The sequence below is a fragment of the Gordonia sp. UBA7860 genome (assembly GCF_002500165.1).
Taxonomy (GTDB): Bacteria; Actinomycetota; Actinomycetes; order Mycobacteriales; family Mycobacteriaceae; genus Gordonia; species Gordonia sputi.
Genome location: NZ_DLSO01000167.1, coordinates 1 through 25,243 on the forward strand (window position 1 = coordinate 1; position 25,243 = coordinate 25,243).

24 protein-coding genes and 1 pseudogene are annotated in these 25,243 nt (G+C 66.5%); 17 read left to right on the forward strand and 8 right to left on the reverse strand.

Annotation, left to right across the window (positions count from 1 at the left end; all coding sequences use genetic code 11):
- The 3 genes and pseudogenes from B3T59_RS20375 to B3T59_RS20385 form a co-directional block, all read right to left on the reverse strand.
- Window positions 1–870, reverse strand: a pseudogene (locus B3T59_RS20375) (glycogen debranching enzyme GlgX); the annotation flags it as partial.
- A gap of 157 nt (window positions 871–1,027) precedes the next feature.
- Entirely contained in the window at window positions 1,028–3,229 is a 2,202-nt protein-coding gene (locus B3T59_RS20380; protein WP_287004986.1) for an acyltransferase family protein, read from the reverse strand.
- A 200-nt stretch (window positions 3,230–3,429) separates the two neighbouring features.
- The gene (locus tag B3T59_RS20385) at window positions 3,430–3,993 is read right to left on the reverse strand and encodes a TetR family transcriptional regulator (protein ID WP_287004987.1); all 564 of its coding nucleotides are present in this window, start codon (window positions 3,991–3,993) and stop codon (window positions 3,430–3,432) included.
- A gap of 134 nt (window positions 3,994–4,127) precedes the next feature.
- Between B3T59_RS20385 and B3T59_RS20390 the strand changes: the two genes are divergently transcribed.
- From B3T59_RS20390 to B3T59_RS20415, 6 genes are all read left to right on the forward strand, one after another.
- Window positions 4,128–5,429 carry an adenosylmethionine--8-amino-7-oxononanoate transaminase gene (locus B3T59_RS20390; RefSeq protein WP_287004988.1) on the forward strand — a complete coding sequence of 434 codons (1,302 nt, stop codon included), beginning with the start codon at window positions 4,128–4,130 and terminating at the stop codon, window positions 5,427–5,429.
- Window positions 5,426–6,643, forward strand: coding sequence for an 8-amino-7-oxononanoate synthase (locus B3T59_RS20395; RefSeq protein ID WP_287004989.1), 1,218 nt, complete (start codon window positions 5,426–5,428; stop codon window positions 6,641–6,643). The genes B3T59_RS20390 and B3T59_RS20395 overlap by 4 nt, the downstream gene beginning before the upstream one ends.
- Window positions 6,640–7,404 (forward strand): dethiobiotin synthase, encoded by a 765-nt coding sequence (bioD, locus tag B3T59_RS20400; protein ID WP_287004990.1) that lies wholly within the window; start codon window positions 6,640–6,642, stop codon window positions 7,402–7,404. The genes B3T59_RS20395 and bioD overlap by 4 nt, the downstream gene beginning before the upstream one ends.
- Window positions 7,401–8,459 (forward strand): biotin synthase BioB, encoded by a 1,059-nt coding sequence (bioB, locus tag B3T59_RS20405; RefSeq protein ID WP_287004991.1) that lies wholly within the window; start codon window positions 7,401–7,403, stop codon window positions 8,457–8,459. Before bioD ends, bioB begins: the two co-directional genes overlap by 4 nt.
- 120 nt (window positions 8,460–8,579) lie before the next feature.
- Window positions 8,580–8,855, forward strand: coding sequence for a hypothetical protein (locus B3T59_RS20410; protein ID WP_287004992.1), 276 nt, complete (start codon window positions 8,580–8,582; stop codon window positions 8,853–8,855).
- Window positions 8,852–9,472 carry a DUF2567 domain-containing protein gene (locus B3T59_RS20415; protein ID WP_287004993.1) on the forward strand — a complete coding sequence of 207 codons (621 nt, stop codon included), beginning with the start codon at window positions 8,852–8,854 and terminating at the stop codon, window positions 9,470–9,472. The genes B3T59_RS20410 and B3T59_RS20415 overlap by 4 nt, the downstream gene beginning before the upstream one ends.
- Here the strand turns inward: B3T59_RS20415 and B3T59_RS20420 are convergent.
- A complete protein-coding gene (locus B3T59_RS20420; RefSeq protein ID WP_287004994.1) occupies window positions 9,456–10,238 on the reverse strand; it encodes an NUDIX hydrolase in 783 nt (260 codons plus the stop codon). The genes B3T59_RS20415 and B3T59_RS20420 overlap by 17 nt on opposite strands.
- A gap of 73 nt (window positions 10,239–10,311) precedes the next feature.
- Window positions 10,312–10,836, reverse strand: a complete 525-nt coding sequence (locus tag B3T59_RS20425) for a response regulator transcription factor (RefSeq protein ID WP_287004995.1) — start codon at window positions 10,834–10,836, stop codon at window positions 10,312–10,314.
- 225 nt (window positions 10,837–11,061) lie between these two features.
- On the opposite strand from B3T59_RS20425, the gene nadA reads away from it, so the two are divergent.
- Window positions 11,062–12,120 carry a quinolinate synthase NadA gene (gene nadA / locus B3T59_RS20430; protein ID WP_287004996.1) on the forward strand — a complete coding sequence of 353 codons (1,059 nt, stop codon included), beginning with the start codon at window positions 11,062–11,064 and terminating at the stop codon, window positions 12,118–12,120.
- Between the two features lie 4 nt (window positions 12,121–12,124).
- Window positions 12,125–13,021 carry a carboxylating nicotinate-nucleotide diphosphorylase gene (nadC, locus tag B3T59_RS20435; protein WP_049698563.1) on the forward strand — a complete coding sequence of 299 codons (897 nt, stop codon included), beginning with the start codon at window positions 12,125–12,127 and terminating at the stop codon, window positions 13,019–13,021.
- 148 nt (window positions 13,022–13,169) lie between these two features.
- Here nadC and B3T59_RS20440 read toward each other — a convergent pair whose 3' ends face one another.
- The 3 genes from B3T59_RS20440 to B3T59_RS20450 all read right to left on the reverse strand — a co-directional run bounded on the left by B3T59_RS20440 (window position 13,170) and on the right by B3T59_RS20450 (window position 17,974).
- Complete coding sequence (locus B3T59_RS20440) at window positions 13,170–14,957, reverse strand: MDR family MFS transporter (RefSeq protein WP_376782672.1); 1,788 nt, start codon at window positions 14,955–14,957, stop codon at window positions 13,170–13,172.
- A gap of 259 nt (window positions 14,958–15,216) precedes the next feature.
- Window positions 15,217–15,714, reverse strand: coding sequence for a MarR family winged helix-turn-helix transcriptional regulator (locus tag B3T59_RS20445; RefSeq protein ID WP_049698562.1), 498 nt, complete (start codon window positions 15,712–15,714; stop codon window positions 15,217–15,219).
- 316 nt (window positions 15,715–16,030) lie between these two features.
- The gene (locus B3T59_RS20450) at window positions 16,031–17,974 is read right to left on the reverse strand and encodes an HNH endonuclease signature motif containing protein (protein ID WP_287004997.1); all 1,944 of its coding nucleotides are present in this window, start codon (window positions 17,972–17,974) and stop codon (window positions 16,031–16,033) included.
- Window positions 17,975–18,197: 223 nt separating this feature from the next.
- On the opposite strand from B3T59_RS20450, the gene hisD reads away from it, so the two are divergent.
- From hisD to hisI, 9 genes are all read left to right on the forward strand, one after another.
- Complete coding sequence (hisD, locus tag B3T59_RS20455; protein ID WP_005208451.1) at window positions 18,198–19,535, forward strand: histidinol dehydrogenase; 1,338 nt, start codon at window positions 18,198–18,200, stop codon at window positions 19,533–19,535.
- Window positions 19,532–20,692, forward strand: a complete 1,161-nt coding sequence (locus B3T59_RS20460; protein WP_287004998.1) for a histidinol-phosphate transaminase — start codon at window positions 19,532–19,534, stop codon at window positions 20,690–20,692. Before hisD ends, B3T59_RS20460 begins: the two co-directional genes overlap by 4 nt.
- Window positions 20,689–21,312, forward strand: coding sequence for an imidazoleglycerol-phosphate dehydratase HisB (gene hisB / locus B3T59_RS20465; protein WP_064863649.1), 624 nt, complete (start codon window positions 20,689–20,691; stop codon window positions 21,310–21,312). The genes B3T59_RS20460 and hisB overlap by 4 nt, the downstream gene beginning before the upstream one ends.
- Entirely contained in the window at window positions 21,309–21,950 is a 642-nt protein-coding gene (gene hisH / locus B3T59_RS20470; RefSeq protein ID WP_287004999.1) for an imidazole glycerol phosphate synthase subunit HisH, read from the forward strand. The genes hisB and hisH overlap by 4 nt, the downstream gene beginning before the upstream one ends.
- Window positions 21,947–22,213 (forward strand): hypothetical protein, encoded by a 267-nt coding sequence (locus tag B3T59_RS20475; protein WP_064863647.1) that lies wholly within the window; start codon window positions 21,947–21,949, stop codon window positions 22,211–22,213. Before hisH ends, B3T59_RS20475 begins: the two co-directional genes overlap by 4 nt.
- A gap of 102 nt (window positions 22,214–22,315) precedes the next feature.
- Window positions 22,316–23,059, forward strand: coding sequence for a bifunctional 1-(5-phosphoribosyl)-5-((5-phosphoribosylamino)methylideneamino)imidazole-4-carboxamide isomerase/phosphoribosylanthranilate isomerase PriA (gene priA, locus B3T59_RS20480; protein ID WP_064863646.1), 744 nt, complete (start codon window positions 22,316–22,318; stop codon window positions 23,057–23,059).
- Entirely contained in the window at window positions 23,056–23,958 is a 903-nt protein-coding gene (locus tag B3T59_RS20485; protein WP_005208457.1) for an inositol monophosphatase family protein, read from the forward strand. The genes priA and B3T59_RS20485 overlap by 4 nt, the downstream gene beginning before the upstream one ends.
- Entirely contained in the window at window positions 23,955–24,755 is an 801-nt protein-coding gene (gene hisF, locus B3T59_RS20490) for an imidazole glycerol phosphate synthase subunit HisF (RefSeq protein ID WP_005208458.1), read from the forward strand. The genes B3T59_RS20485 and hisF overlap by 4 nt, the downstream gene beginning before the upstream one ends.
- Before the next feature lie 4 nt (window positions 24,756–24,759).
- Complete coding sequence (gene hisI, locus B3T59_RS20495; protein WP_005208459.1) at window positions 24,760–25,185, forward strand: phosphoribosyl-AMP cyclohydrolase; 426 nt, start codon at window positions 24,760–24,762, stop codon at window positions 25,183–25,185.
- Window positions 25,186–25,243: the final 58 nt, after the last annotated feature.

The window sequence follows — 25,243 nt, forward strand, 5'->3', positions numbered from 1 at the left end:
CGACACGTCCTCGGCGGGCGTTATCGTCTCCGTGTCGGCATCTTCGATGAGGACTTCGGCGTCGTCGGCGGTGGAGTCGGCTTCTTCGGCGGTGGAGTCGGCGTCTTCGACGAGGGTCTCGGCCTCGCCTGTCGACGGGCCCGCGTCCCCGTTGGCGGTCTCGGTCTCCGATTCTTCGGACGCCGAGTCTCCGGTGTCCGCGGTGGGGTTGTGCGCGCCGGCAGTGGTGGCCGACGAGGTCTCGTAGTCGTCGGAGTCGGGGTCGGCGGTGGCGCGCAACGACTGTTCGGCGGGGACGACGGGCGGTTCACCACCATCGTCGTCGGACTCAGACGACGCCATCGGATAGGAGAACAACGACTCGTCGCCGTCGAAATCTCCGTGAAATGCCTTGCCGTACGGGTCGAGCAGCAGCTTTGACGGGTCGCAGCGCAACCCGCTCGCCGGATCGTAGGGGCCGTGGACGCGATATCCGTAGAACTGGCCTGGGCCGATGTTCGGCAGATAGCAATGCCAGCAGTAGCCGTCGACCTCGTCGAGACGAATGCGACGCTCGTGTCCGTCCCTGTCGATCAGACACAGGTCGACAGCCTCGGCGACCTCGGAGAACAGCGAAAAGTTGGTTCCCACACCGTCATACGTTGCGCCGAGCGGATATGGCGTACCCGGCCAGACCGGGATGGGCTCGGGCTCGGGAGCGACGAGCGCGTCAGCCTGTTCGGGGCTGTCCGGCGGCAGCGATCCCGGCGTCGACTCTGATGTACGCGGGGGAGTGGCCGTCGTCGCGTCGGCTGTCTGTCCGACGCTCTGGGCATCGGTGCCGGGTGCCGGCTCGTGAGGTGCCGTGTCGTCGGTCGGCGGTACGGTCATGCCCACCTTTTCGCAGTCATGCCATGACCCTAGTCGCGATACGCGCCGTCTTCATCTCGGGGAAAAGCCGCACCCGTGTGGGTTAGACGACACCCCACGGTCGGTCTGCATCGGCCTACTCCGCGAGGAGGTCGCTGAGCCGACGGCGGCAGGCGCGTCAGCGGTGGTTGGGACCGGTCCAGGGCAGGGCCTGTGTCATCTGGCGTTCGAGCTCGTCGGTCAGACTGCGCACGTACGTCGCGCTCAGATGATGCCAATCCTTGTAGACGATGATGTTGCCCACGACTGCCGGGCATTCCGTCGGGGTGCAGATGCCGTTCGACACGTCGAGCGGATGGAACAGTGGCTTGCCGTCGGCGAACGGCGCTGCGGGATCGGTCGGGGAGAGCACCCGCGCCCGATCGGAGCCGCACTCGGATGCGGTGCCGCCGTCGGACAGGCACGTCGGGGTGTCGAGAGCGCCCGTCGGTCCCATCGGCCACGGTGTGTCGCGCATGCCGAGAACGGGGATGCCCGCATCCATGAACTGCGTGAAGATCGGCTTGTAGTCGTCGGGCATCCAGTCGCCCGGCTTGTAGTCGCGCGGACGGGTCGAGTTGGTGAACACCGCGTCGGGTTTGTCGGCGATCACCTTCGCCATCACGCGCTGCACCCAGTCGTGGCATTGCGGATACGGCACACCCCGCTGTTTGGGCACCAGCTCGGTGGACAGTGGGCACCCCATCTTCAGGTAGGTCGTGACCTTGAAGTGGTTGCGCTTGCCCAGTTCGTCGAGTGCGGTGATCCAGAACTCGGCATGCGAGCCACCTGCGAGGGCGATCGTTCTCGTCGCGGTCGGGTCACCGTAGACGCCGACATGGATCTCCGGGTCCTCGAACGAACTCATGAAGCCCTGCGTCGATGTCGCGGGAAAGTCGCCGAGTACTGCCAGCGGTGTCGGTTGGGGATCGAGCGCGGGCACCGGCCAGCCGTTGAGCAGAGCGCGGGCGCCGGGGTAGGAGTGCGGGTCGAGATTCGCTGTGTTGACGGCGGTGTTCGCGACGTGGCGGTCCCATGCATTGACCCCGACCGCGACGCCGATCGACAAGACGACCAGCACGGTCGTCACCACCGACGTGTAGCTAAGCCAACGCGAACGTCCCTGTCGGTCGCCGCGGGCCAGCTTCGCGCGGTCGCCGCCCCGCAGCGGATCCTCGACGTACCGCTTGGTCAGCCAGGCCAAACCGATGGACACCGCGAGGAGCCCGATGCCCTCGATGACGTTGGCGTGGTCTTTGCCGCGCCAGGTCAGATAGAAGATCAGCAGTGGCCAATGCCAGAGGTACAGCGAGTACGCGATCGTGCCGAGCCATACCGGTACCCGGCTGGACAGCGCACGGTTGACCGCCGGTTGCGACTGATCGATCGCTTCATGCCTGGACCGAGGACGCTCGAGTGCGGTGGCTCCCGCCCAGATGATGACGAGCGTCGAACCGACCGGCACCAGTGCCCACGGACCCGGGTACGAGTCGACGCCGTCGATCCACCACCCACACGTGATGATCAGGCCGAGAGCGACGATCGCCGCACCGTTGCGGAGCCAACGGGGAACGTGCCAGCGCGGCAACCAGATGGCGAGCAGACCGCCGGCGAGCGGTTCCCACAGGCGTGAGAGGGTGTCGTAGTAATTCCACTGTTGATTGACGCCCATCCGCATGTGCGCCCAATAGAACGAGACAGCGGCGACCGCCAACAGCGCGAGGCCGACGAGAAGACGGATCGTCTTCGGCTCAGCGATCGGTCGGATGATCGCCGACAGCAACTTGATCGTTCCGGCCGCGATGACCGCCGCGAACAACACGCCGACGAAGAACTGTCCCTGCACCGACATCGACCAGATGTGCTGCAGCGGACTGTTGGCGGAACTCGCCGCGAGATAGTCCTGCGAGTTCAGCGCCAGATACCAATTCTGGTAGTACAGCGCCGACGCACGCAGCTCGCGCCCGATGTTGAGCCAGCGGGTCTGCGGAAGCACGACGACGGTCAGGATCGCGACCGCGATGAGGACCGTGAACAGCGCGGGGAGCAGCCGACGCAGCAGTCGTTTGAGGCGCGGCCACGGATTGAGCGCCTCGATGAACGTGACGTGCGACGCCTGGCTGTTGATCGCGTGACGCAGCAGCGATCCGATGAAGAAGTAACCCGACAATGCGAGGAAGACATCGACGCCGCCGGACACCCTGCCGAACCAGATGTGGAAGCAGGCAACCAGCATGATCGCGATCCCGCGGAGGCCGTCGAGATCGGTGCGATACGCGGGGAGCGGTGGGACGGGCTCGTTCCGGTTAGGGGTCGTCACCACTTGGGTTGGGGCTGCCACGTCTGTCGTGCTTGCTTCCGTGTCGGGGGCTGGGACGAGTCGGTGGCGACCTATCCACACACACTCGCGGTGGACGACAACCGCCGTACTCCGCGTAGGAGGCTACCCGCCGCAACTGTGAAAAACCCATTCCAGCGGGTCCGACACACTGAGCAGAGGGGTGTCGCGGCGACGCAGAGGGGTGTCGCGACTACGTCGCCTCAGTGAGTCGCACGCGCCCGGTGTCGAGCGCCGTCGAGTAGTACGCCGAGCGCGTCGTCGAATTCTGCTGCGAAGTCGCGACCCGACGGGCCGGTGACCCCGAGCCGTTCCATCTGGGCCCGCGTCTGTTCTTCGATCGTCAGCCCGATGATGAGCTGGCATATCGCAGTGGCGACTCCATGTGCGTCGCGCGGGGTGAGTCCCCCGGAGAGCGCGACGTCGGTGAGGTCGTCGGACACCGTTCTTGTCGCGAGTCCAGAGGCCCACGCCGACGAGACCACCTCCGCGCTGTCGGGAACCGAGAGCAGCGCCGTCCGCATCCCGATCGCGATGTCGGCGAGTCTGGCGTCCCACGGCTGATCGGGATTCGACGGGTCGATGTCGCCGAGGATGTCGTCGGCGAGCGCGGCGAGCAGCGACTGCTTGTTGGGAAAGTGCCAGTACAACGCGTTGGGGCGGACACCGACTTCAGTTGCCAGCCTGCGCATCGAGAGGTCGGCGAGGCTGTAGTCGGTCAGGATGCCGCGCGCGGCGCGCAGGACGTCGGCGCGGTTGTTGCTCACCGCGTCAGGGTATCCAGGCGGTCTGGCCGTAACGCAACCTGTACAGCGTTCAGGAGGAGCCTGTACAGTGTCCAGGAGTTCGGTCCTGAACAGTGTCCAGGACCACTCTAAGCCGGCGAGGAGGGACGCACCACATGGATGCAGCCGACATCAGCCGCGTCGACGCAGCACACATCTGGCATCCCTACGGCGCCATGCCGTCGCCGACGCAGCCGCGCGTCGTCCGCGGCGCCGACGGCGTGCGACTCACACTCGCCGACGGCGGTGCGGTCATCGACGGAATGAGCTCCTGGTGGGCCGCCATCCACGGTTATCGCCACCCGGTCCTCGACGCCGCGGCGCGCGATCAACTGGAGTCGATGAGTCACGTGATGTTCGGCGGATTGACCCACGAGCCCGCCGCGCGGCTCGCGCAGTTGCTCGTCGACATCACACCAGGACCCCTGCAGAAGGTGTTCTTCTGCGATTCGGGTTCGGTGTCGGTCGAGGTCGCGGTGAAGATGGCGCTGCAGTATTGGCGCAGTCGTGGCATGCCTGGCCGCACGCGACTGCTGACCTGGCGCGGTGGGTACCACGGCGACACCTTCACCCCGATGAGCGTCTGCGATCCCGAGGGTGGGATGCACGCGATGTGGCGCCGGGTTCTGGCCGACCAGGTGTTCGTGCCCGCCCCGCCCGCGGAGTTCGATGCCGACTATGTCGACGCCCTAGAGGCCGCTGTCGTTGCACACCGCGACGAACTCGCCGCGATCATCGTCGAACCTGTCGTCCAGGGCGCCGGAGGTATGCGCTTCCACGACCCTGCCTATCTCGGGGAACTGCGTCGAATCTGCGACGAGCACGATGTGCTGCTGATCTTCGACGAGATCGCCACCGGATTCGGCCGCACCGGCGAGCTGTTCGCCGCCGACCACGCGCGCGTCTCGCCCGACATCATGTGCGTCGGCAAGGCGCTGACCGGCGGCTACCTGACGTTGGCCGCGACGCTGTGCACCACAGCGATCGCCGAGACGATCAGTGCGGGTGAGGCCGGTGGATTGGCGCACGGTCCCACGTTCATGGCCAATCCGCTCGCCTGTGCGATCGCGGTCGCGTCCACCGAACTGCTGCTCGACGGCCCGTGGCGACGCCGCGTCGCCGACATCTCCGACCTGCTCGCGCGAGGACTCGCGCCACTGAGCGACGTGGCCGGGGTTCGTGATGTCCGCACGTTCGGGGCCATCGGCGTCGTCGAACTCGACGACGAGGTCGACATCGCCGCGGCCACGGATGCCGCCGTCGACGCCGGAGTCTGGTTGCGGCCCTTCCGCAACCTGATCTACACGATGCCGCCGTTCGTCTGCACCGACTCCGACGTCGAGGCGATCTGCTCCGGAATCGCCGCGGCCACAACGGCGTCGTGTGCACAGTTGATCGGCGCGGGAGGTGCCCGATGACACCGGATCACGCCACACTGGGCTCTGAGTTCGGCGAGGTCGACACGCTGCGGGCGGCCGGCACGACGGTCGACGACGCGTCGGCTCTCGACTGGCTCACCGACGCCGCCGCGGCGCGCGATTCGGCTGGGCTGCACCGTGTTCCGTTCGTTCGCGAGGCCGGAGCGTCGATGCTCAACCTGGCGTCCAACGACTACCTCGGACTCTCGACGCACCCCGCAGTGCTCGCAGGTGCGCATGCGGCGCTCGATGAATTCGGGGCGGGGGCTACGGCGTCGCGCCTCGTCGCGGGTACCACGCGGTTGCACGTCGACTTCGAGGACGACATCGCCGACTTCATGGGTTTCGATGCGGCACTGTGCTTTTCGTCCGGCTACCTCGCCAACGTCGGAACCATCACCGCGCTCGTCGGCCGCGGCGACCTCATCGTGTCCGACACCGGAACCCACGCGTCACTCATCGACGGATGCCGACTGTCGCGTGCGCGAGTCGTCGTCGTCGACCGCGGCGATGTCGCTGCCGTCGCAGCGGCACTTCGTGAGCGCACAGAGGAGCGGGCACTGGTCGTCACCGATTCCGTCTACTCGGTCGACGGCGAGCCTGCGCCGGTCGCGCAGCTCTATCACGTTGCGCGTGAGCACTCTGCGGCGCTGCTCGTCGACGAAGCGCATGCACTCGGAGTGCGCGGGCCAGGGGGTCGGGGACTGATCGCAGAAGTAGGACTCTCCGGTGCGCGTGACCTCGTCGTCACGACCGTGTGCTCCAAGTCGCTCGGCGCCCAGGGGGGCGTGGTGCTCGCGACTTCTGCTGTCCGTGAGCACCTCATCGACGTCGCGCGCACCTTCATCTTCGACACCGGACTCAACCCGGCAGCGGTCGGTGCGGCGCGTGCGGCGCTCGGTGTCCTGCGTGCTCAGCCCGAGCTACCAGACCGATTGCGGCACAACGCGACACGCATGGCGCGCAGCCTCGGTGCGCCGGTCCCGGCCGCCGCGGTGATCTCGCGCATCGTCGGCGACCCGCAGCCCGCAGTCGACGCCGCAGCGCGGTGTCGGGACAGCGGAGTGTTGGTCGGGTGTTTCCGGCCGCCATCGGTCCCGCCGGGGACGTCGAGACTGCGACTGACCGTCAGAGCCGATCTCGACGACACGACCGTCGACCGCGCCGCCGAGGTCATCGGCGAGGCACTGGCCGAAGGCGGGGGTGCACGGTGACCCGCCCGGGACGTGCCCTCCTGGTCACCGGCACCTCGACCGACGTCGGTAAGACGATCGTCACCGCTGCGCTCGCGTGCGCTGCGGGAGGGTCGGCGAGTGGCGTCGGCGTCGGCGTGGCGGTGTGCAAACCCGCGCAGACCGGAGTCGAGCCAGGTGAACCCGGCGATCTCGCGACCGTTGCCCACCTCGCAGGTGTCGTCGATGTGGTCGAGTGTGCGCGCTACCCCGAGCCGCTGGCGCCGGAGACCGCGGCGATGCGCGCGGGACTTGCCCCACTGGACCTCTCGACCATCGTCGAGGCCGTCACCGAGCTCGTTTCGACTCATCGATTGACCCTCGTCGAGGGAGCCGGCGGGGTACTGGTGCGCCTCGCGCCCGACCTCACCGCGCTCGACGTCGCGCACGCGGTAGGAGCCGAAGCCGTCGTCGTCGTCCAAGCGGGCCTCGGTGCGCTCAATCACGCCGAACTGACCGTCGAAGCGTTGCGGGCGAGGGGAATTCGTCCCGCAGGCCTTGTCATCGGCTCGTGGCCGCGCGATCCAGACCTCGCCATGCGATGCAATCGCGTCGACCTGCCCCGGCTGACGGGGGTCCCCGTCGTCGGCGTCATACCCGCAGGAGTCGGGGAGCTCGAACCCGATCAGTTCCGGGCCGCGGCGCCCACCTGGTTCGATCCCGACTTCGTCGCAGACCTCAGTTCCCGTTCCGCGCCCTACAACATCGCGGCCGTTCAGCCCATCGAAGGAGTTCACGCATGACACAGGCACCCGTAGATCCGACGCTCGACGCCGCGACCGTGCAGGCGTCGGGCGCGTCGTCGACCGACATCCTCGACGTCGCGCGCGCTCAGGTGCTCGAACGCGGCGAGCCGCTCGACCGCGACCAGGTGCTCGAGGTACTGCGGCTTCCCGACGAGCGCCTCACCGAACTGCTGCAGGTCGCCCACGACGTCCGGATGCGGTGGTGCGGACCGAAGGTCGAGGTCGAGGGCATCATTTCGCTCAAGACCGGCGGCTGCCCGGAGGACTGCCATTTCTGTTCGCAGTCAGGGCTTTTCGCATCGCCGGTGCGCAGTGCGTGGATAGACATCCCGTCGCTGGTGGAGGCCGCCAAGCAGACGGCGAAGACCGGCGCGACGGAGTTCTGCATCGTCGCGGCCGTACGCGGTCCGGACAAGCGACTGCTGTCGCAGGTGGCCGCGGGAATCGAAGCCATTCGCAATGAGGTCGACATCCAGATCGCCTGCAGCCTCGGCATGCTGACGCAGGAGCAGGTGGATCAGTTGCGGGACATGGGTGTTCACCGCTACAACCACAACCTCGAGACGGCCCGCAGCCACTTCCCCAACGTGGTCACCACCCACACGTGGGAGGAGCGCTGGGACACGCTGCGCATGGTTCGCGACGCGGGCATGGAGGTGTGCTGTGGCGGCATTCTCGGAATGGGGGAGAGTCTCGAACAGCGGGCCGAGTTCGCGGCTGATCTGGCCTCGCTCGAGCCCGACGAGGTTCCGCTCAACTTCCTCAATCCGCGCCCGGGGACGCCGTTCGGTGATCTCGACGTGCTGCCTGCGGCTGAGGCGCTCAAGGCTGTGGCGGCGTTCCGCCTCGCTCTTCCGCGCACGATCCTGCGCTTCGCGGGTGGCCGCGAGATCACGCTGGGCGACCTCGGCGCCAAGCAGGGCATCCTGGGTGGCATCAACGCGGTCATCGTCGGTAACTACCTGACCACGCTGGGCAGGCCCGCCGAGGACGACCTCGACCTCCTCGACGACCTCTCGATGCCGATCAAGGCTCTTAACGACAGCATCTGAGGCCGGCGCCGGGAGCGTGCGAGCGGGCCGCTTCAACTCGGCGCCGGGAGCGTGCGAGCGGGCCGTTTCAGCTCGGCGTGCATACTCGAATTCGATGACCTACGAGCTGAGAGGACGCCGATGACTCCGACGCCCACCGTCGATCCGGGTGCCAAAAGCCCCATCGACATCCCCGGTCCGCTCGACGAGCCGTGCCGGTACGGCGTGTACACCGGCATCGAACTCGACCTGCAGTCGGCCGACGCCGTGCCGCAGGCGGCACGTCTCGGCTTGGAGCCGCCTCGGTTCTGTGGTCAGTGCGGCAGGCGGATGGTGGTGCAGGTGCGTCCCGACGGGTGGGATGCGCGTTGTTCGCGCCACGGTGTCGTCGATTCGTCGCAACTCGGTCGACGATGATGGCGCAGGTCTATCCGGGCACGCCCGTCAACCCGGTGTCGGTTCGGCGCAAGCACTCGCCTGCACCGCTGGTCGTCGTCGGCGCTGTCGTGCTGCTACTCGGCGCCGTATTTGGTGTGGCGTGGGCGGTCACGACCCCGGCGATGACCGGGACTGTGACTGCACAGGGCGCAGCTGTGCCGTCGGAACAGCTTGGTGAGGAATTCGCCGGTGTCGCGGTTTTCGCGTTCTGGATGCTCGCCTACGGTGCGGTCGCGGCGGCGCTCGCATGGTTCGCCGCGCGGTATTGGCGAGGCCTCGTCGGTTATGGCGTGACGTTCGTGACCGCAGTGATCGGCACTGTGATCGCGGGATCTATCGGCACCTGGGTCGCGCATCTGCACTTCCCGGACCCGCACGACGTCGGGATGGGGCAGACCTTCCGTGTGGTTCCCGACCTCGTGCTCGACGGCGCCACGCGCAACGGGTTCTCGGCGCCGTGGATTCTCCTGATCTGTGCGCCGTTGACCGTGAGTCTCGTCTATCTGGTGTGTGCGCTCGCCACCAGCGACGCCGACCTCGGTGTGGGCGACGGCGTCGTCGACGACGCAGATCAGTCGCTCACGGTGGGGGTTTGAGCGTCGCGAACTCGTCGGTGACGCGTAACTCGTTGTCGGCGAAGGCGTAGAGCGCGGGCGGCCGCCCACCTGAGCGGCCCGTTTTTCCGACGGTCCCGGTGGCCACGACAACGCCGCGCCGGCTGAGGATCCGCAGCAGGTTGGTTGTGTCGACGGGGTAACCCAGTGCGGCACAATAGATTTCGGACAGCTCCGACATCGGGAACCGGGACGGCGCCAACGCGAACGCGATATTCGTATACGAGAGTTTCCCTGCGAGACGTCGACGCGCCGCGGCGATGATGTCGGCGTGGTCGTGAGCCAGTACGCCAAGGGAATCCACCGGCTCCCATGCCGCGGTGTCGGGCAGGCGTGCAGGCGCATCCGTGGGAACCAGGCCAAGGTACGTCGAGGCGATCGTCCGCCGACCCGGTGTGCGATGAGGTGCCGAGAACACCGAAAGCTGTTCGAGATGGGCGACCTTGCGGATATCCATTGTGTCGGCGAGCTGACGGCGGGCGGTTTCCGAGAGGCTCTCGTCTCCCGCGACCTCGCCGCCCGGAAGCGCGAACGGCTCATCGTCGTGCTGCCGCCACAGAAGTACGCACAGTTGCGGCTCGACGTCCGGCGTCGGGCGTCGTACCTGGAAAACCGCACTCAGGACCTCGACGCCCGCAGTTCCCGCCGACTCGGACGTCGGGCGCCCCGCGTCGTGTGTGACGGCTTCCTGTGCGACCGATTCCGGGGAGGCGGCGCCATCGGAACTGGCGGGAATCGGCGCAGGCATGCGGTCGATTCTAGGGCTCGCTCCGTGAGGCAACCGCGAGGCGCTCCGCGCACGAACCCGCGAGGCGCTCCGCTCAGAGTTCGTCGAGGCTGATCAGGCCATCCTGGATCGCGCGAGCAACCAGCGACGCCTTGGTGCGTGCCGGACGGCCGGCGTCTGCGTACTTCGTACGAATGCGTGCCAGGTGCGTGTTGACGGTGCCCACCGAGATCATCAACCGCGACGCCGCCACTGACTTGGAGTCGGTGAGGAGCCACGTCCGAAGCACCTCGATTTCCCGAGTGGTCAGGGGTACGCGCGGGTGGCTCAATTCGGCGTCGTGGGGGATGGACTGCCCGCCGGGGCTCACCGAGGCCGACACCACAGGGCGTAGATGGGCGACGTCGGCTGAGCGTCCAGCGGTCGAAGGCGCCATGGGCGGCGGAGTCACGATTCGACGCGCGGCCAGCCTTTCGAGTGCTTCCTGGCGACGTCGGACCGCTTCGAGTGGAGTGGAGAACGATGATCTGCGCGTGGGGATCGAGGGCGCGATGGCCATCGGGTTGGGGGTTGTCGAAGGGGTGCCTTGGCCGGCGCGGGGGCCAATCGTGGAGGTCATCGGGGTATCTCCTGTGATTCTTGTCGAGCAGTGGCGGTGTTGTCGCTGACCTCTTCGACGCTATTGCCGCAGGCGACCACAGAAACGCGTAGTGCGCTACTCGAATCGGAGACCGACGGTACCCACCGGGCATGGTGCTACGATCTAGGTGTTTTCGACCGACAGTCGAAAACCTGTCTCGGAGCACGAACCGCGTTCTCCGGTCGCAGGCTGAAGGAGCGACCCATGAGTATCACCAGCGACCGTTCGGTAGCAGTCACCGAACCTGGTCTGATTGACGCGGTGTGGACAGACGGTCCCACAGGATTCACCGGAGTGGAACCGACCGCGGCGTGGGCAGAAGAGGTTCGGCGACTAGCACGTGCGCGCAATGCGACCATACTCGCGCACAACTATGAGTTACCGGCGATTCAAGATGTTGCAGATCACGTCGGCGACTCGCTCGCGCTCTCCCGGATCGCGGCGGAGGTCGACTCCGACGAAATCGTGTTCTGCGGCGTCCACTTCATGGCCGAGACCGCGAAGATCCTCAGCCCCGACAAGCGCGTCCTGATCCCCGACGCCAGGGCGGGATGTTCGCTCGCCGACTCGATCACCGCCGACGATCTGCGCGCGTGGAAGGCCGAGTACCCCGATGCTGTCGTGGTCTCCTACGTCAACACGACCGCCGAGGTGAAGGGCCTCACCGACATCTGCTGTACGTCGTCGAACGCGGTGGATGTGGTCGCGTCGATCGATCCCGATCGCGACGTCCTCTTCCTGCCCGACCAGTTCCTCGGCGCGCACGTCAAGCGGGAGACCGGCCGCGACAACATCCACATCTGGGCAGGCGAATGCCATGTCCACGCCGGTATCAACGGTGACGAGCTGACCGCCAAGGCCAACTCGCACCCCGATGCCGACCTCTTCATCCACCCCGAGTGCGGGTGCGCGACGTCGGCGCTCTATCTGGCGGGCGAGGGAGCAGTGCCCGACGACCGCGTGAAGATCCTTTCCACCGGCGGAATGATCGACGCTGCTCGGCAGACAGGTGCCAAGCAGGTTCTCGTCGCCACGGAGATCGGCATGCTGCACCAGCTACGTAAGGCTGCGCCGGGTATCGACTTCCAGGCGGTCAACGATCGCGCGTCGTGCCCGTACATGAAGATGATCACGCCGGCCGCGCTGTTGCGTGCGTTGCGTGAGGGTAAGGACGAGGTGTTCGTCGCTGACGATGTCGCCGAGCGCGCACGCAAGAGCGTCGAGCGGATGATCGCGATCGGCAATCCGGGTTCGGGTGAATGAGTCGATGAGCGCGTTCATCGGCCAGCGCGAGGCAGCCGGAGAACTCGACCTGGCGATCACCGACGAGGTGCGGGCGTTGATTCGGACGGCGCTCGACGAGGATCTCCGCTACGGCCCCGACATCACGACCGCGTCGACGGTGCCTGCCGGCGCGACAGTCGACGCGCAGATCGTCAGCCGTGCGCTCGGCGTGGTCGCCGGGCTTCCCGTCGTACTTGCCGTCCTCGACGAGGTCGTCGGTGCCGGTGCGTACGAGGTGACCGCTGCGGTTGCCGACGGAACGAGAGTCGCACCGGGAGACGTGGTGTTGGCGGTGCATGCGCCGACCGCCGCTTTGCTGACCGCGGAGCGCACGGCACTCAACCTCGCGTGCCATCTCTCCGGGATCGCCACCGCGACAGCTCAGTGGGTCGACGCCGTCGACGGAACGTCGGCGAAGATTCGCGACTCACGAAAGACGTTGCCGGGCATGCGCTATCTGCAGAAGTATGCGGTGCGCGCAGGTGGCGGCGTCAATCACCGCATGGGGCTCGGTGACGCCGCGCTGATCAAAGACAATCACGTTGCCGCCGCGGGATCGGTGAGCGCGGCGCTCCGCGCTGTGCGTGCGGCGGCACCCGACCTGCCGGTCGAGGTCGAGGTCGACTCGCTCGACCAACTCGACGAGGTGCTCGACCTCGCACCCCAACTCGTGTTGCTCGACAACTTCGAACTCTGGGCAACCCAGATGGCCGTCTCCCGCCGCAACAACAGGTCGCCGGAGACAAAGCTCGAGTCCTCCGGCGGGTTGAGTCTGGACCAGGCTGCCGACTACGCCCGCACGGGCGTCGACTACCTCGCCGTCGGCGCGCTGACGCATTCGGTAACCGCGCTCGACCTCGGACTCGACATTCCTCTCTGAGCGCTGCGGCGTGCAGACAACAGTCCTGAGATGCACCAGTCCTGAGATGCAACGGTTTTGAGATGCACTGTGGCCCACAGCGAAAAGGCTGTGGGCCACAGTGTGTCTGGAATCAGTGCGCGCTTGTGCGCGTACATCGTTTCGACGGTTACTCCGTGCGCGCGTGACGTCCGGGCTGAGCGTCGGCTTCTCCGGCGGCGGCCGTTGAGCGCGCAGTGGCTTCCGGACCGTCGACGAGTTTCGCGAACTCCTCGTCGATGTCGTCCACGTCCACGCCGCGAGCGTGGCTGTCGCTGGTCCGTCCGCTGTCCACGGTGACCGGAGCGACGTCGAACGACGCGGCGGGGGTGACGTCGATGACTTCCTCACGAACAGCGGCCATCCGCTGTTCGTCGAAGCTCTGCGTCTTGAGTGCGACCTCCTTGATGAACACGATCGCGACGAAGCTGATCGCAGCCATCACACCGGCGATGAAGAAGACGCGCGCGATTGCGTCACCGTAGGAACCGCGGACGATCTCGGCGATCGGTCCCGGCAGATCCTTGAGGTTCGAGAGCCCTGCACCCGACCCGCCGGTCTGTGCCGGATTGACACCCGCTGCAACCAGACCCTTGGTGATCAGGTCGGTGACGTGGGTGGCCAGCACCGCACCGAGAACCGACACGCCTGCCGCGCCTCCGAGCGAGCGGAAGAACGTCACCGTCGACGTCGCTGAACCGAGGTCATCGGGTCCGACGTTGTTCTGCACAGCCATCACGAGGTTCTGCATGGTCATTCCCATGCCGAGTCCGAGGATGAACAGGAACGCTCCGATGACGACCATGTCGGTATGGGCGTCGATGGTCGACAGGAGGAAGAAGCCTGCTGTCATCAGGGCAGCACCTGCGACGAGGAAGCGCTTCCACCGACCGAACCGTGTGATCAGGGCGCCCGAGACCGTTGCGGCGAGCATCGAGCCGATGATCATCGGAAGGGTGAGCAGACCTGCCGCCGTGGGGGAGTAGCCGCGGGCGATCTGGAAGTACTGACCGAGGAACACGGCACCACCGAACAGTGCGACACCGACTGCAACGCTCGCCAGTGTGGCGAGAGTCGTCGTGCGGTCACGGAACAACCGCAGCGGGATGATCGGGTCCTTGGCGCGTGATTCGACGAACAATGCACCTGCGATGAGGACGATTCCGAGTGCGACGAGACCGAACGTCATTCCCGAGAGCCAGGCGAAGCTGTCACCGGCGAGGGTGACCCAGATGAGCAGTGTGCTCACGCCTGCCGCGATAAGGAACGCGCCAAGGTAGTCGATGCGAACGTCCTTGCGGACCGTCGGGAGATTCAGCGTGCGCTGGATGACCAGCAAAGCGATCACCGCTAGCGGAACACAGACGTAGAACGTCCAGCGCCAACCGAGCCAGCTGGTGTCGACGATCACGCCACCGATCAGCGGGCCGGCGACCGTCGCGAGCGACATCACGGCTGCGATCGGACCCTGATAGCGGCCGCGTTCGCGGGGGCTGAACATGGATGCGATCACGATGACGACCAGCGCCTGCAGGCCACCGAGTCCGAGGCCTTGGATGACACGGAAACCGATCAGCATGCCGACCGACTGTGAGAGTCCGGCGAGCACCGAGCCGAGGGTGAACAACGCCAACGACGCCTGGACCAGGATCTTCTTGCTCACCAGGTCGGAAAGCTTGCCCCAGATGGGTGTAGTCGCCGTGGATGCGAGGAGCGTCGCCGTGACGACCCAGGTGTACTGGCCCTGCGTTCCATGCAGGTCAGTGATGATGACGGGGAGCGCGTTGGACACGATCGTCGACGAGAGAAACGCGACGAACATCCCGAGGAGCAAACCGACGAGTGCTTCGAGCTTCTGTCGATGGGTCATCGGTGCGCCCGCTGCGGAAGCAACCTCCCGCGTGGCGGTTAGAGACATGGGAGAACCTCCTGAGGTAGTGGCTGATCCCGCACGGTCTGCCGAGCGGGAGAGGGATGTCGGGGGCGCGGCGACAATGGCCGGCCGATTGCTGGCTGCAGACACGTCACGCAACCAACTAGTTGAGTGAAGCAACTATAACCATTGATAGTTGTAACGCGCAACTATCTTGAGTATTCCCGGCTCGGGCGGAGTTTCTCGACGGGGCGTCTCGCTGTTGAGTCAGCGCCGCGATGTCGGCGCCGGGGCACGCCGCCGATCAGGTCAGGTCGGGTTCGAACTCCGCGTCGTCGACAAGGAGGCGATTGAGCAGCCGGGTGAGTGTCCGGATGTCCTCGGGGTCCCATTCGGACAACCGTGCCCGCCAGTCTGCGACCGCCGCATCGGCTACGTGATCTACGCGTGCGCGGCCGGTAGGAGTCAAGGAGACCAGTCGAGCGCGGGCATCATGCGGGTCGGCGTGTCGCTCGGCCAGACCGAGGCGCACGAGGGCATCGATCTGTCTGCTCACAGTCGACTTCTCGAGTCCGAGCTGCGCGACGAGTGTTGATACCGGCAGAGATCCGTCGGCGCTGGCAAGCATCGCGATCAGGGGATAGTTCGACGGGTCGAGGTGGGGGTCAACCGCACGAGCACGGGTGCGCAGTCGAATCCGTCCCTGCCGCATCAGGTCAGCAAAACCTGTCTCCAGGTCGGTAATCGGGTCATCGGATACGTCGTCGGCGTCCACTGGGTGGTCGGAGCGAGCGTCGCCCATCTGCGGTGAATCCTGTCCGTCGCGGTTCGTCGGATGATGCGCCACAGGTTACCGCGCAGTTGAACATGATTCATGATTCGACTTGGCGTATCGGGGGCGCCGGCGAGGGTGCGGAGGATCTTGGAGAGGGCAGCCGTGCACGATCTGGCGCCGTGGTCTGCCGGGGCCGCATGTCTGCGCACTCCGGTTCGCGCCTGTCCCTCGAGCAACCACGTCTGCCCCGCCACCGGGTGCGGTGGCGGGGTGTAGACGGGTTGCGGCACAACCGGATTCGACGGTTCGCCGGGTCGGCGCGTTGTACTGGGTGGCGCGACGGTCAGGCGGCGTCGGCCAGCGGTGGGCCGAGGCTGTCTGGCGGGTCGACGCCGCCGAGCCGGTTGGGGCCGTCTGGTGGGGCTGGACCTGTTGGCGCTTCCGGGTCTGTGGGCGGCTCGGGGTCGAGCTCGAGCGGCCTGGTGAGGTTCCATCGGATGTCGACCCGCCTGCTGAGGCGAGGAGTATCAGTGGAAGGCATCCCATCCGCCAGCGCGAGCTCGACGCCGGTGAGCGTCTGACGTGCCACCTGCCTGCTCGGCGGGTCCGGCACCGAGGACGGCGCCACCATCCAGGCACCCACTGCGTCCGCGACCACCATCTGGTCGCTGGCCGTGTCTGTGGCGTTGTCGGCGCCCGCCCTGCCCGATGCTCGCGCACCGATCTCGGTAACCGTCGCGTCTGTGCCTGACCCGGTGGCGCGTGCCGCGGCTGCGGCTTGGTTGCTGGTGTGTTCGGCGGTGAGGTAGTCGCGGAAGTCGGCTGTGACGTCGGCGATGCGGTTGATGCGTTCGGGATTCTCCGGCATACCCGGCTTGGCGTTGAGTCGCCACGCAACACGGCCGGTATCAGGTCCTTCGGTGATCATGCGTGTGGTGAACTGCCCGGGTTTTGTGCCGACTCTGCGGTTGTGCACATCGCACGCCGGGACGAGTTGGTCGATGTCGGTGAGTCCACCGTCGGCCCAGTCTTTGGCGGCGTGATGCATCTGCACCCGTGAGGCGGGCTGGTTGCAGCCCGGTGCCGAGCACATCTTCCCACCCGCCGAAGCGAAGGAGGCGAGTCGTTGTCCCAACGACGCGATCCGCTTCGACCGACCCAAATACAACGGGATGCTGGTGTGGTCACCGAACACCGCCAAATACTGGCTGGCACCGGCGGTGGCGGCCATCTCGATCACGTCGTGGATTGGGAGGAGTGTTCCGGATGTGGTTTGTGCGATCCCTGCTTGTGCTTCCAACTCGTGCAGGCTGGTGGTGACGATCACCTGGATCGGTAATCCCCGGTGGGTGTTGCCCAACATCCCTGATTCGAGTACTTGCCCGAGGAGGGCGGAGAACGCGTCGTGATTGCGTTGGGCGGGTGAGCGTTGATCCCGCAGCGCAGCCGCCGCGACCTGCTCCGCGTTGGCGGTGGTGATCGGACCCACGGGTGAGTCCGGGTCGTCGGGGTTGTTCATGCCGGGTTTTGCCCACGAGTCCAGCACGGTGTCGAGCCGGGCGCGGGCGATCGGATCGAGATCGGCGGTCAACCGCGACATGAGTTGTGCGTTTTGCCGGTTCACCCATAACCGTCGTCGTCGTTTGCGGTCCTTCGGGTTGGTGAGTGTTCCATCCGGATCGAGGTGGGCGAGTAGCCGTGAACCGAGGTTGGTGATTTCGGCGGGGGTGAACTGAACCGCATACCCGGCCATCTGCGCTTCGGCGGCAGCTTTCGTCTCCGCCGACACCTCACCAGGGATGGCCTCCAACACTTCGAGTACCGCGCGGACGTGTGCGCCGGCGACGCGTCCTTCCACGACGTAGCCGGCCAGGGTGGGACAGGAGGGTGGGAGGCGGTCACCGCAGATGGTGGCGAACGATCCGGTCGCCGCGATCACTCGATACCGGGCGGCCGGATCACCAATATGCAGACGCTGCCCCATGAAGTTGCGAATGTCGCGGAAACCCAACGAGTGCGGCAGATCCCGGTCAGAAGCCTCCACGATCAAACGGTCCGTGACCGCACCGGCCGTGCGCAACGCCAGCCGTTCGGCCTCAACAGTGGCTTCCACGAGCACGTCGTCGGATACCAACGACACATCCACCGTCGCCAACTCATCCAACACCGCAGCCAGGCGTGACAGTTTATCCGCCACCACCGCATCCGCAGACCCCACCGCCGCCGTGGCCAAAGCCGAAGGCGCACGGCCGTTTCCGCCGTCGCTGCTGTTGCGTTTGCTGTTCACGTGCCGCCACCCCCGCCCCAACGTCGTGTCGAATATGTGTTCTACACTACCCGACAATACGGGCACCGTCGAGGAAAACTCGAAAGAAGTTTCGACACCTCTTGATCGGGTCTTCCCGGTCGCACTGCTTCGCTCCTGCCGTACTGCCGACGGACCGCATTCGGAAACCAGTGGTGCCGCCACATATCCTGGACACATCAACCCGACCGATCAGGAGACACCCATGCTCGCCCGAACCGACCTGCGCGGTAGCTCGCCGACGCTCGCTGAGCTGCGTCGCGCGTTGCCCCGTGGGGGCACCGACGTCAATGCCGTGCTGGATACGGTGACGCCGGTGGTGCATGCGATCGCCGACCGCGGCGTCGAGGCAGCACTCGAGTATGGCGAGAAGTTCGATGGCGTGCGTCCGTCGAGTGTTCGGGTTCCTGCCGATGTAATCGCCGATGCGCTGGCGAAACTCGATCCGACTGTCGCCGATGCACTGCGTGAGTCGATCACCCGCGCCCGGCTCGTTCACGCCGATCAGCGTCGTACGACGTCGCGTACACAGGTCGTCGACGGGGGAGCCGTCAGCGAAAAGTGGATTCCCGTCAGGCGTGTCGGCCTGTACGTTCCCGGTGGTAATGCCGTCTATCCGTCGTCGGTCATCATGAATGTCGTCCCCGCGCAGGAGGCGGGCGTCGGATCGCTCGTGGTTGCGTCACCTCCGCAGAAGGACTTCGGTGGTTGGCCGCACCCGACCATCCTCGCGGCATGCGCACTTCTCGGCGTCGACGAGGTCTGGGCCGTCGGTGGTGCGCAGGGCGTCGCGCTCCTTACTTACGGCGGTACGGATACCGACGGTGCGGTCCTCGATCCGGTCGACCTCATCACCGGTCCCGGCAACATCTACGTCACGGCAGCCAAGCGACTGTGTCGCGGACTCGTCGGCATCGATGCCGAGGCCGGACCCACTGAGATCGCCATCCTCGCCGACGATTCGGCTAATCCGTCCTTCGTCGCCGCCGACCTCATCAGCCAGGCCGAGCACGACGTTCTCGCGGCGTCGGTGCTCGTGACCGACAGCGTTGCCCTAGCCGACGCCGTCGACGCAGAACTCGACCGCCAGGTCGCCGAGACCAAACACCGTGAGCGAGTCACCACGGCGCTGAGCGGCAAGCAGTCGGGCGTCGTGCTCGTCGACGATGTCGAGGCCGGTCTTGCCGTGGTCGACGCCTACGCGGCCGAGCACCTCGAGATCCAGACGCGCGACGCCGCGCAGGTCGCCGATCGCGTGCATAACGCCGGCGCGATCTTCGTCGGCGACTTCGCGCCGGTCAGTCTCGGGGACTACTGCGCAGGATCGAATCACGTTCTGCCGACATCGGGTTCGGCCCGGTTCGCGTCGGGACTGTCGGTGCAGACCTTCCTGCGTGGCGTGCATGTCATCGACTACGACGAGGCGGCGCTGCGCGACGTCTCCGACCAGGTGGTCACCTTGGCGCAGGCCGAAGACCTTCCGGCACATGGCGATGCGATCACACGCAGGTTCTCGGGGGCTGTTGCCGGGGCCGCCAAGTGACGCCCGCCGCCACCGGAGCCCAGATTCCCGGCGCTCAAGTACCCGGAGCCCAGATCACCGTCGACGATCTCCCGCTCCGCGACAATCTGCGCGGTAAAAGCGCTTATGGCGCACCGCAATTGAAGGTGCCTGTCGTTCTCAACACCAACGAGAACCCGCACCCGCCATCGCCGGAACTGATCGCCGACGTCGCCGAATCGGCCGGCGCCGCAGCGGCAGAACTGCACCGTTACCCAGACCGTGACGCCGTCGCGCTGCGTAGCGACCTCGCCGCCTACCTGAGCGCAGCCACCGGAACCCACCTCGGCGTCGAAAATGTCTGGGCGGCAAACGGTTCCAACGAAATCCTGCAGCAGCTCCTGCAGGCTTTCGGTGGCCCTGGTCGTGCGGCGTTGGGCTTCGTGCCCAGCTACTCGATGCATCCGATCATCTCGGACGGCACCGACACCACCTGGCTCGAGGCCAAGCGCAGCTCCGACTTCTCTCTCGACATCGACTACGCGGTCGGCGAGATCTCCGCACGACGCCCCGACATTGTCTTCGTGACCTCTCCCAACAACCCGACGGGAGCGTCGATCTCGAACGACGGGCTCCGGGCCATCGTCGACGTCGCGCCCGGGATCGTGATCGTCGACGAGGCGTACGCGGAGTTCTCCGAGCAGCGCAGCGCTGTCGAGTTGATCGACGAGTTCCCGACGAAGGTCGTCGTCAGCCGCACGATGAGCAAGGCGTTCGCCTTCGCGGGCGGTCGGCTCGGGTACCTCGCGTCGTCGCCGGCAATCGTCGACGCCCTGCAGCTGGTACGGCTGCCGTATCACCTGTCGGTGCTCACGCAGGCCGCTGCGCGAGCGGCGTTGCGCCATGCCGACGAGACGCTTGGCGGAGTCGCGAAGATCATCGCCGAGCGCAAACGCGTCGTCGCCGACCTCGAGAAGGCCGGATTCGACGTCGTCGACTCCGACGCCAACTTCGTGCTGTTCGGCCGCTTCGCCGACGCTCCGGCATCGTGGCAGCGATACCTCGACAACGGCGTGTTGATCCGCGACGTCGGAATTCCCGCGCATTTGCGTGTCACGATCGGATTGGCTGACGAGAACGATGCGTTCCTCGACGTCAGCAGAAAGCTCGCCACCACAGATCTGGAGAAGTCACAGTGACCACCCCGGCACCGCGTATCGCACGCGTCGAGCGGACGACCAAGGAGTCGTCGATCGTCGTCGAACTCAACCTCGACGGCACCGGCGTGACGGCGATCTCGACGGGCATCCCGTTCTTCGACCACATGTTGACCGCTTTCGGCGCTCACGGCAGCTTTGACCTCACCGTTGAGGCGAAGGGCGACGTCGAGGTCGAGGGGCACCACACCATCGAAGACACCGCGATCGTGCTCGGTCAGGCACTTGGTCAGGCACTTGGCGACAAGAAGGGCATTCGCCGCTTCGGCGACTCGTACATCCCGATGGACGAGACGCTCGCGCACGCCGTCGTCGACGTGTCGGGCCGACCGTACTGCGTCCACACGGGCGAACCCGAGCACATGTTGACCGCGGTCATCGGCGGATACCCCGGCGTGGCCTACTCGACGGTGATCAACCGGCACGTCTTCGAGTCCATCGCGCTGAACGCACGTATCGCGCTGCATGTGCGTGTGCTCTACGGCCGCGACCAGCATCACATCACCGAGGCCGAGTTCAAGGCGGTCGCACGCGCGCTTCGTGCGGCGACCGAGGCCGACCCGAGAGTCAGTGGAGTGCCATCCACCAAGGGCGCTCTATGAGTACGACGAACATCGTCGTCCTCGACTACGGCTCGGGCAATCTGCGCTCGGCCCAGCGCGCACTGGAGCGCACGGGCGCCGACGTCACCGTGACCAGCGACTTCACCGCAGCGCTGGAAGCCGACGGATTGGTCGTGCCAGGTGTCGGTGCGTTCGCGGCCTGCATGGACGGGTTGCGCGCGGTCCACGGCGACCGGATCATCGGACGACGCCTCGCGGGTGGACGCCCGGTGCTCGGCATCTGTGTCGGCATGCAGATCCTGTTCGAGCGCGGCGTCGAATTCGGTGTGGAAGCCGACGGCTGCGGAGAGTGGCCGGGAACGGTCTCGCGGCTCGACGCTCCCGTGCTGCCGCACATGGGCTGGAACACCGTCGAGGCTCCGACGGACTCGACGCTGTTCAACGGAATCGACCCGGGCACCCGCTTCTACTTCGTGCACTCGTACGCGGCGCAGACATGGGAAATGGACAACGTCGGATCGCCACTGGCCGCACCGGCCCTGACGTGGGCCGAACACGGCAGCCGTTTTCTCGCGGCGGTCGAGAACGGCGCGTTGAGCGCCACACAGTTCCACCCCGAGAAGTCGGGCGACGCGGGAGCAGAATTGCTGCGTAACTGGGTCGGGAGCATCGCATGAGCGCGTCCGACGGTGCGCCCGAGCGCCCACACTTCTCCTACGGGCGGTTCGTGACATTCGTCTTGGGTTCCGGAGTGCTCGTGCTGGTGATCGGCATTCCGATCATCCTTGCGCTGGCACACTGGTCACCGGTGGCAGGTTTGTTCGCAGCCCTGCTCGTGGTGCTCGCGATGATCGGGACGATCGGCTGGATGTCGCGACGGATCATCGGCAACTACGAGCGCAGGGTTCGCGCCCTCGACGAGGAAAACCCCGGCCCCTGACCGGCGCGCGACCGCGATCACCCACCGAACACTCCGAGATCACCAGCCCGTACGAGACGAACAGACCCGTACGAGAACAACAGACAGGAAAGACTTCACGTCATGGGGAAGACCCTCGAACTCCTACCAGCCGTCGACGTTGCCGATGGACAGGCCGTTCGGCTCGTCCGCGGTGCGGCGGGCACCGAAACCGCTTACGGCTCGCCCCGCGATGCCGCGCTGGCATGGCAACGCGACGGTGCCGAGTGGATTCACCTCGTCGACCTCGACGCCGCGTTCGGTCGGGGCAACAACCGCGAACTACTCGCCGGTGTGGTGGGCGAACTCGACGTGAAGGTCGAGTTGTCCGGTGGCATCCGCGACGACGAGTCCCTCGAAGCCGCACTGGCGACGGGCTGTACCCGCGTGAACCTCGGTACCGCTGCGCTCGAGAACCCCGAGTGGTGCAGGCGCGCGATCGCCACCTACGGCGACCGTATCGCCGTGGGACTCGACGTCGTCGCAGACGGTGATTCGTATCGACTGCGTGGTCGGGGATGGGTCACCGACGGCGGTGATCTGTGGGAGGTACTCGCGCGACTCGACGGCGACGGCTGCGCGCGCTACGTCGTCACCGATGTCAGCAAGGACGGCACGCTCGGCGGGCCGAACCTCGATCTGCTCTCCGAAGTCACCAAGGCAACCGACGCGCCCGTCGTCGCGTCGGGTGGTGTGTCGGCGCTCGGCGACCTCATCGCCATCGCAGGCCTGGCCGACCAGGGTGTCGAGGGCGCGATCGTCGGCAAGGCTCTGTACGCGGGGCGATTCACCCTGCCTGACGCTCTGGCGGCGGTCGGTAACCTGTGACCACCGGTTCCGGCCTGGATCTGCCCGCACTCCTCGAGGTGGCGGGCAGCATTCTCGACGGTGTGTCCGGCGAGTTCGTCGCCGGGCTCGGCGCGCCCAGTGCCGTTGTGAAGGGTCTGACCGACTTTGCGACCCAGGTCGACCTCGACCTCGAACAACGCATCCGACGAGAACTCACCGACCGGACCGGAATCAACGTGCACGGCGAAGAATTCGGTGGACCACCGGTGACCGACGGTGCCGTGTGGGTCCTCGACCCGGTCGACGGAACGTACAACTATTCGACGGGCATGCCGCTCACAGGCATCCTGCTCGGACTGCTCGTCGACGGTGAGGCGGTACTCGGTCTCACATGGCTGCCGCTGACCGGACTGCGCTACGCCGGTCACGTCGGAGGTCCGCTGTACCGCAACGGCGTCCCGATGGCCGCGCATCTTCCGACGACGCTCGCCCAGACGGCCGTCGCGTTCGGACCGTTCAACGTCAGTCACGGCGGTCGCTACCCCGGGGCTCGTCGAGCGCAACTACTCGAAGCGCTGAGCGTGCGAGCGGCCCGACTGCGCATGACGGGCAGCACCGGCGTCGACATGGCGTACGTAGCCTCCGGAATCTTCGGTGCCGCAATAGCTTTCGGTGCACATGCCTGGGACAACGCCGCCGGCGCGGCCCTGGTGCGTGCCGCAGGCGGGCTCGCCACAGACCTCGCGGGCAACCCGTGGACGGCGTCGTCACCGTCGCTGGTGACCGCGATGCCCGACGTGCACCGCGAGCTGATGGCCGTGATCGACGACGTCGGCGTGTGGTCCGGCAGCGACATCACCAGCACCACTACCGACCCCCGCACAGCGCAGCACGGCAGCCCCGAGCGCCCCGGCGCAGACGACAGGACTTCTCGATGACCCTCGCAACCCGCGTGATCCCGTGCCTCGATGTGGACGACGGTCGGGTCGTCAAGGGCGTCAACTTCCAGAATCTCCGCGACGCGGGCGACCCCGTCGAACTCGCCGCGCGATACGACGCCGAGGGCGCCGACGAGTTGACCTTCCTCGACGTCACCGCGTCGAGTTCGGGACGCGCCACGATGATCGACGTGGTGCACCGCACCGCCGACGCGATCTTCATCCCGCTGACCGTCGGAGGTGGCATCCGCACGGTCGACGACGTCGACGCGATGCTGCGTGCAGGCGCCGACAAGGTGAGCGTCAACACCGCGGCGATCTCGCGCCCCGAGGTGCTCGCCGAGATGAGTCGACGGTACGGATCGCAGTGCATCGTGCTCTCGGTCGACGCCCGAACGGTTCCCGACGACGCAGAGCCGACGCCGTCGGGGTGGGAGGTCACCACACACGGCGGACGCAAAGGCACCGGAATCGACGCCGTCGAGTGGGCGCAGCGCGGTCAGGAGCTCGGCGTCGGCGAGATCCTGTTGAACTCGATGGACGCCGACGGCACCAAGCAGGGCTTCGATCTGCGGATGCTGGCCGCGGTCCGCGCGGTGGTCGACGTCCCCGTAATCGCCAGTGGTGGAGCAGGCAAGGCTGTCGACTTCGCGCCAGCGGTGCTGGCGGGCGCCGACGCCGTGCTCGCCGCATCGGTGTTCCACTTCGGTGAGCTCACGATCCCGGAGGTCAAGGGTGCGATGGCAGCAGAAGGCATCGTCGTACGTACCGAACGCGACACGGAAGGGCAGGTCTGATCGCATGGCACTCGCGCCGGAACTGACCGCACAGCTCAAACGCAACGCAGACGGACTCTTCGCCGCCGTTGCCCAGGAACGCTCCACCGGGCAGGTGTTGATGGTCGCGTGGATGGACGACACGGCGCTCGAGCGGACACTCGCGACTCGTCGTGCCACCTACTACTCACGCTCACGCCAGGAGTACTGGGTCAAGGGCGATACCAGCGGACACACACAGTACGTGCACGACGCTCGTCTCGATTGCGACGGCGACACGATCCTGCTGATCGTCGACCAGGTCGGGGCCGCCTGCCACACCGGTAACCACAGCTGTTTCGACACCCCGTCGCTGGCCTTCGACGTCGACGATGACCAGACCGACGACCAGCACGTCGACGAGCGCAGCGAGGACCAGAAAATCGACGGGGCGGGCGCGGCGTCGAGTTGATGCCTGGGACAATCGTCGGGGAGAAGCTCTCCCCACAGCTCCGCACTCCACGAGCTCG

Coding starts and splice junctions, on each gene's coding strand:
- hisH (WP_287004999.1), top strand. CDS start 21,309: ATGAGTACGACGAACATCGTCGTCCTCGACTACGGCTCGGGCAATCTG.
- priA (WP_064863646.1), top strand. CDS start 22,316: ATGGGGAAGACCCTCGAACTCCTACCAGCCGTCGACGTTGCCGATGGA.
- nadA (WP_287004996.1), top strand. CDS start 11,062: ATGAGTATCACCAGCGACCGTTCGGTAGCAGTCACCGAACCTGGTCTG.
- hisD (WP_005208451.1), top strand. CDS start 18,198: ATGCTCGCCCGAACCGACCTGCGCGGTAGCTCGCCGACGCTCGCTGAG.
- hisF (WP_005208458.1), top strand. CDS start 23,955: ATGACCCTCGCAACCCGCGTGATCCCGTGCCTCGATGTGGACGACGGT.
- B3T59_RS20410 (WP_287004992.1), top strand. CDS start 8,580: ATGACTCCGACGCCCACCGTCGATCCGGGTGCCAAAAGCCCCATCGAC.
- B3T59_RS20425 (WP_287004995.1), bottom strand. CDS start 10,836: ATGACCTCCACGATTGGCCCCCGCGCCGGCCAAGGCACCCCTTCGACA.
- B3T59_RS20415 (WP_287004993.1), top strand. CDS start 8,852: ATGATGGCGCAGGTCTATCCGGGCACGCCCGTCAACCCGGTGTCGGTT.
- B3T59_RS20475 (WP_064863647.1), top strand. CDS start 21,947: ATGAGCGCGTCCGACGGTGCGCCCGAGCGCCCACACTTCTCCTACGGG.
- B3T59_RS20440 (WP_376782672.1), bottom strand. CDS start 14,957: ATGTCTCTAACCGCCACGCGGGAGGTTGCTTCCGCAGCGGGCGCACCG.
- hisI (WP_005208459.1), top strand. CDS start 24,760: ATGGCACTCGCGCCGGAACTGACCGCACAGCTCAAACGCAACGCAGAC.
- B3T59_RS20395 (WP_287004989.1), top strand. CDS start 5,426: ATGACACCGGATCACGCCACACTGGGCTCTGAGTTCGGCGAGGTCGAC.
- B3T59_RS20420 (WP_287004994.1), bottom strand. CDS start 10,238: ATGCCTGCGCCGATTCCCGCCAGTTCCGATGGCGCCGCCTCCCCGGAA.
- nadC (WP_049698563.1), top strand. CDS start 12,125: ATGAGCGCGTTCATCGGCCAGCGCGAGGCAGCCGGAGAACTCGACCTG.
- bioB (WP_287004991.1), top strand. CDS start 7,401: ATGACACAGGCACCCGTAGATCCGACGCTCGACGCCGCGACCGTGCAG.
- B3T59_RS20445 (WP_049698562.1), bottom strand. CDS start 15,714: ATGGGCGACGCTCGCTCCGACCACCCAGTGGACGCCGACGACGTATCC.
- B3T59_RS20390 (WP_287004988.1), top strand. CDS start 4,128: ATGGATGCAGCCGACATCAGCCGCGTCGACGCAGCACACATCTGGCAT.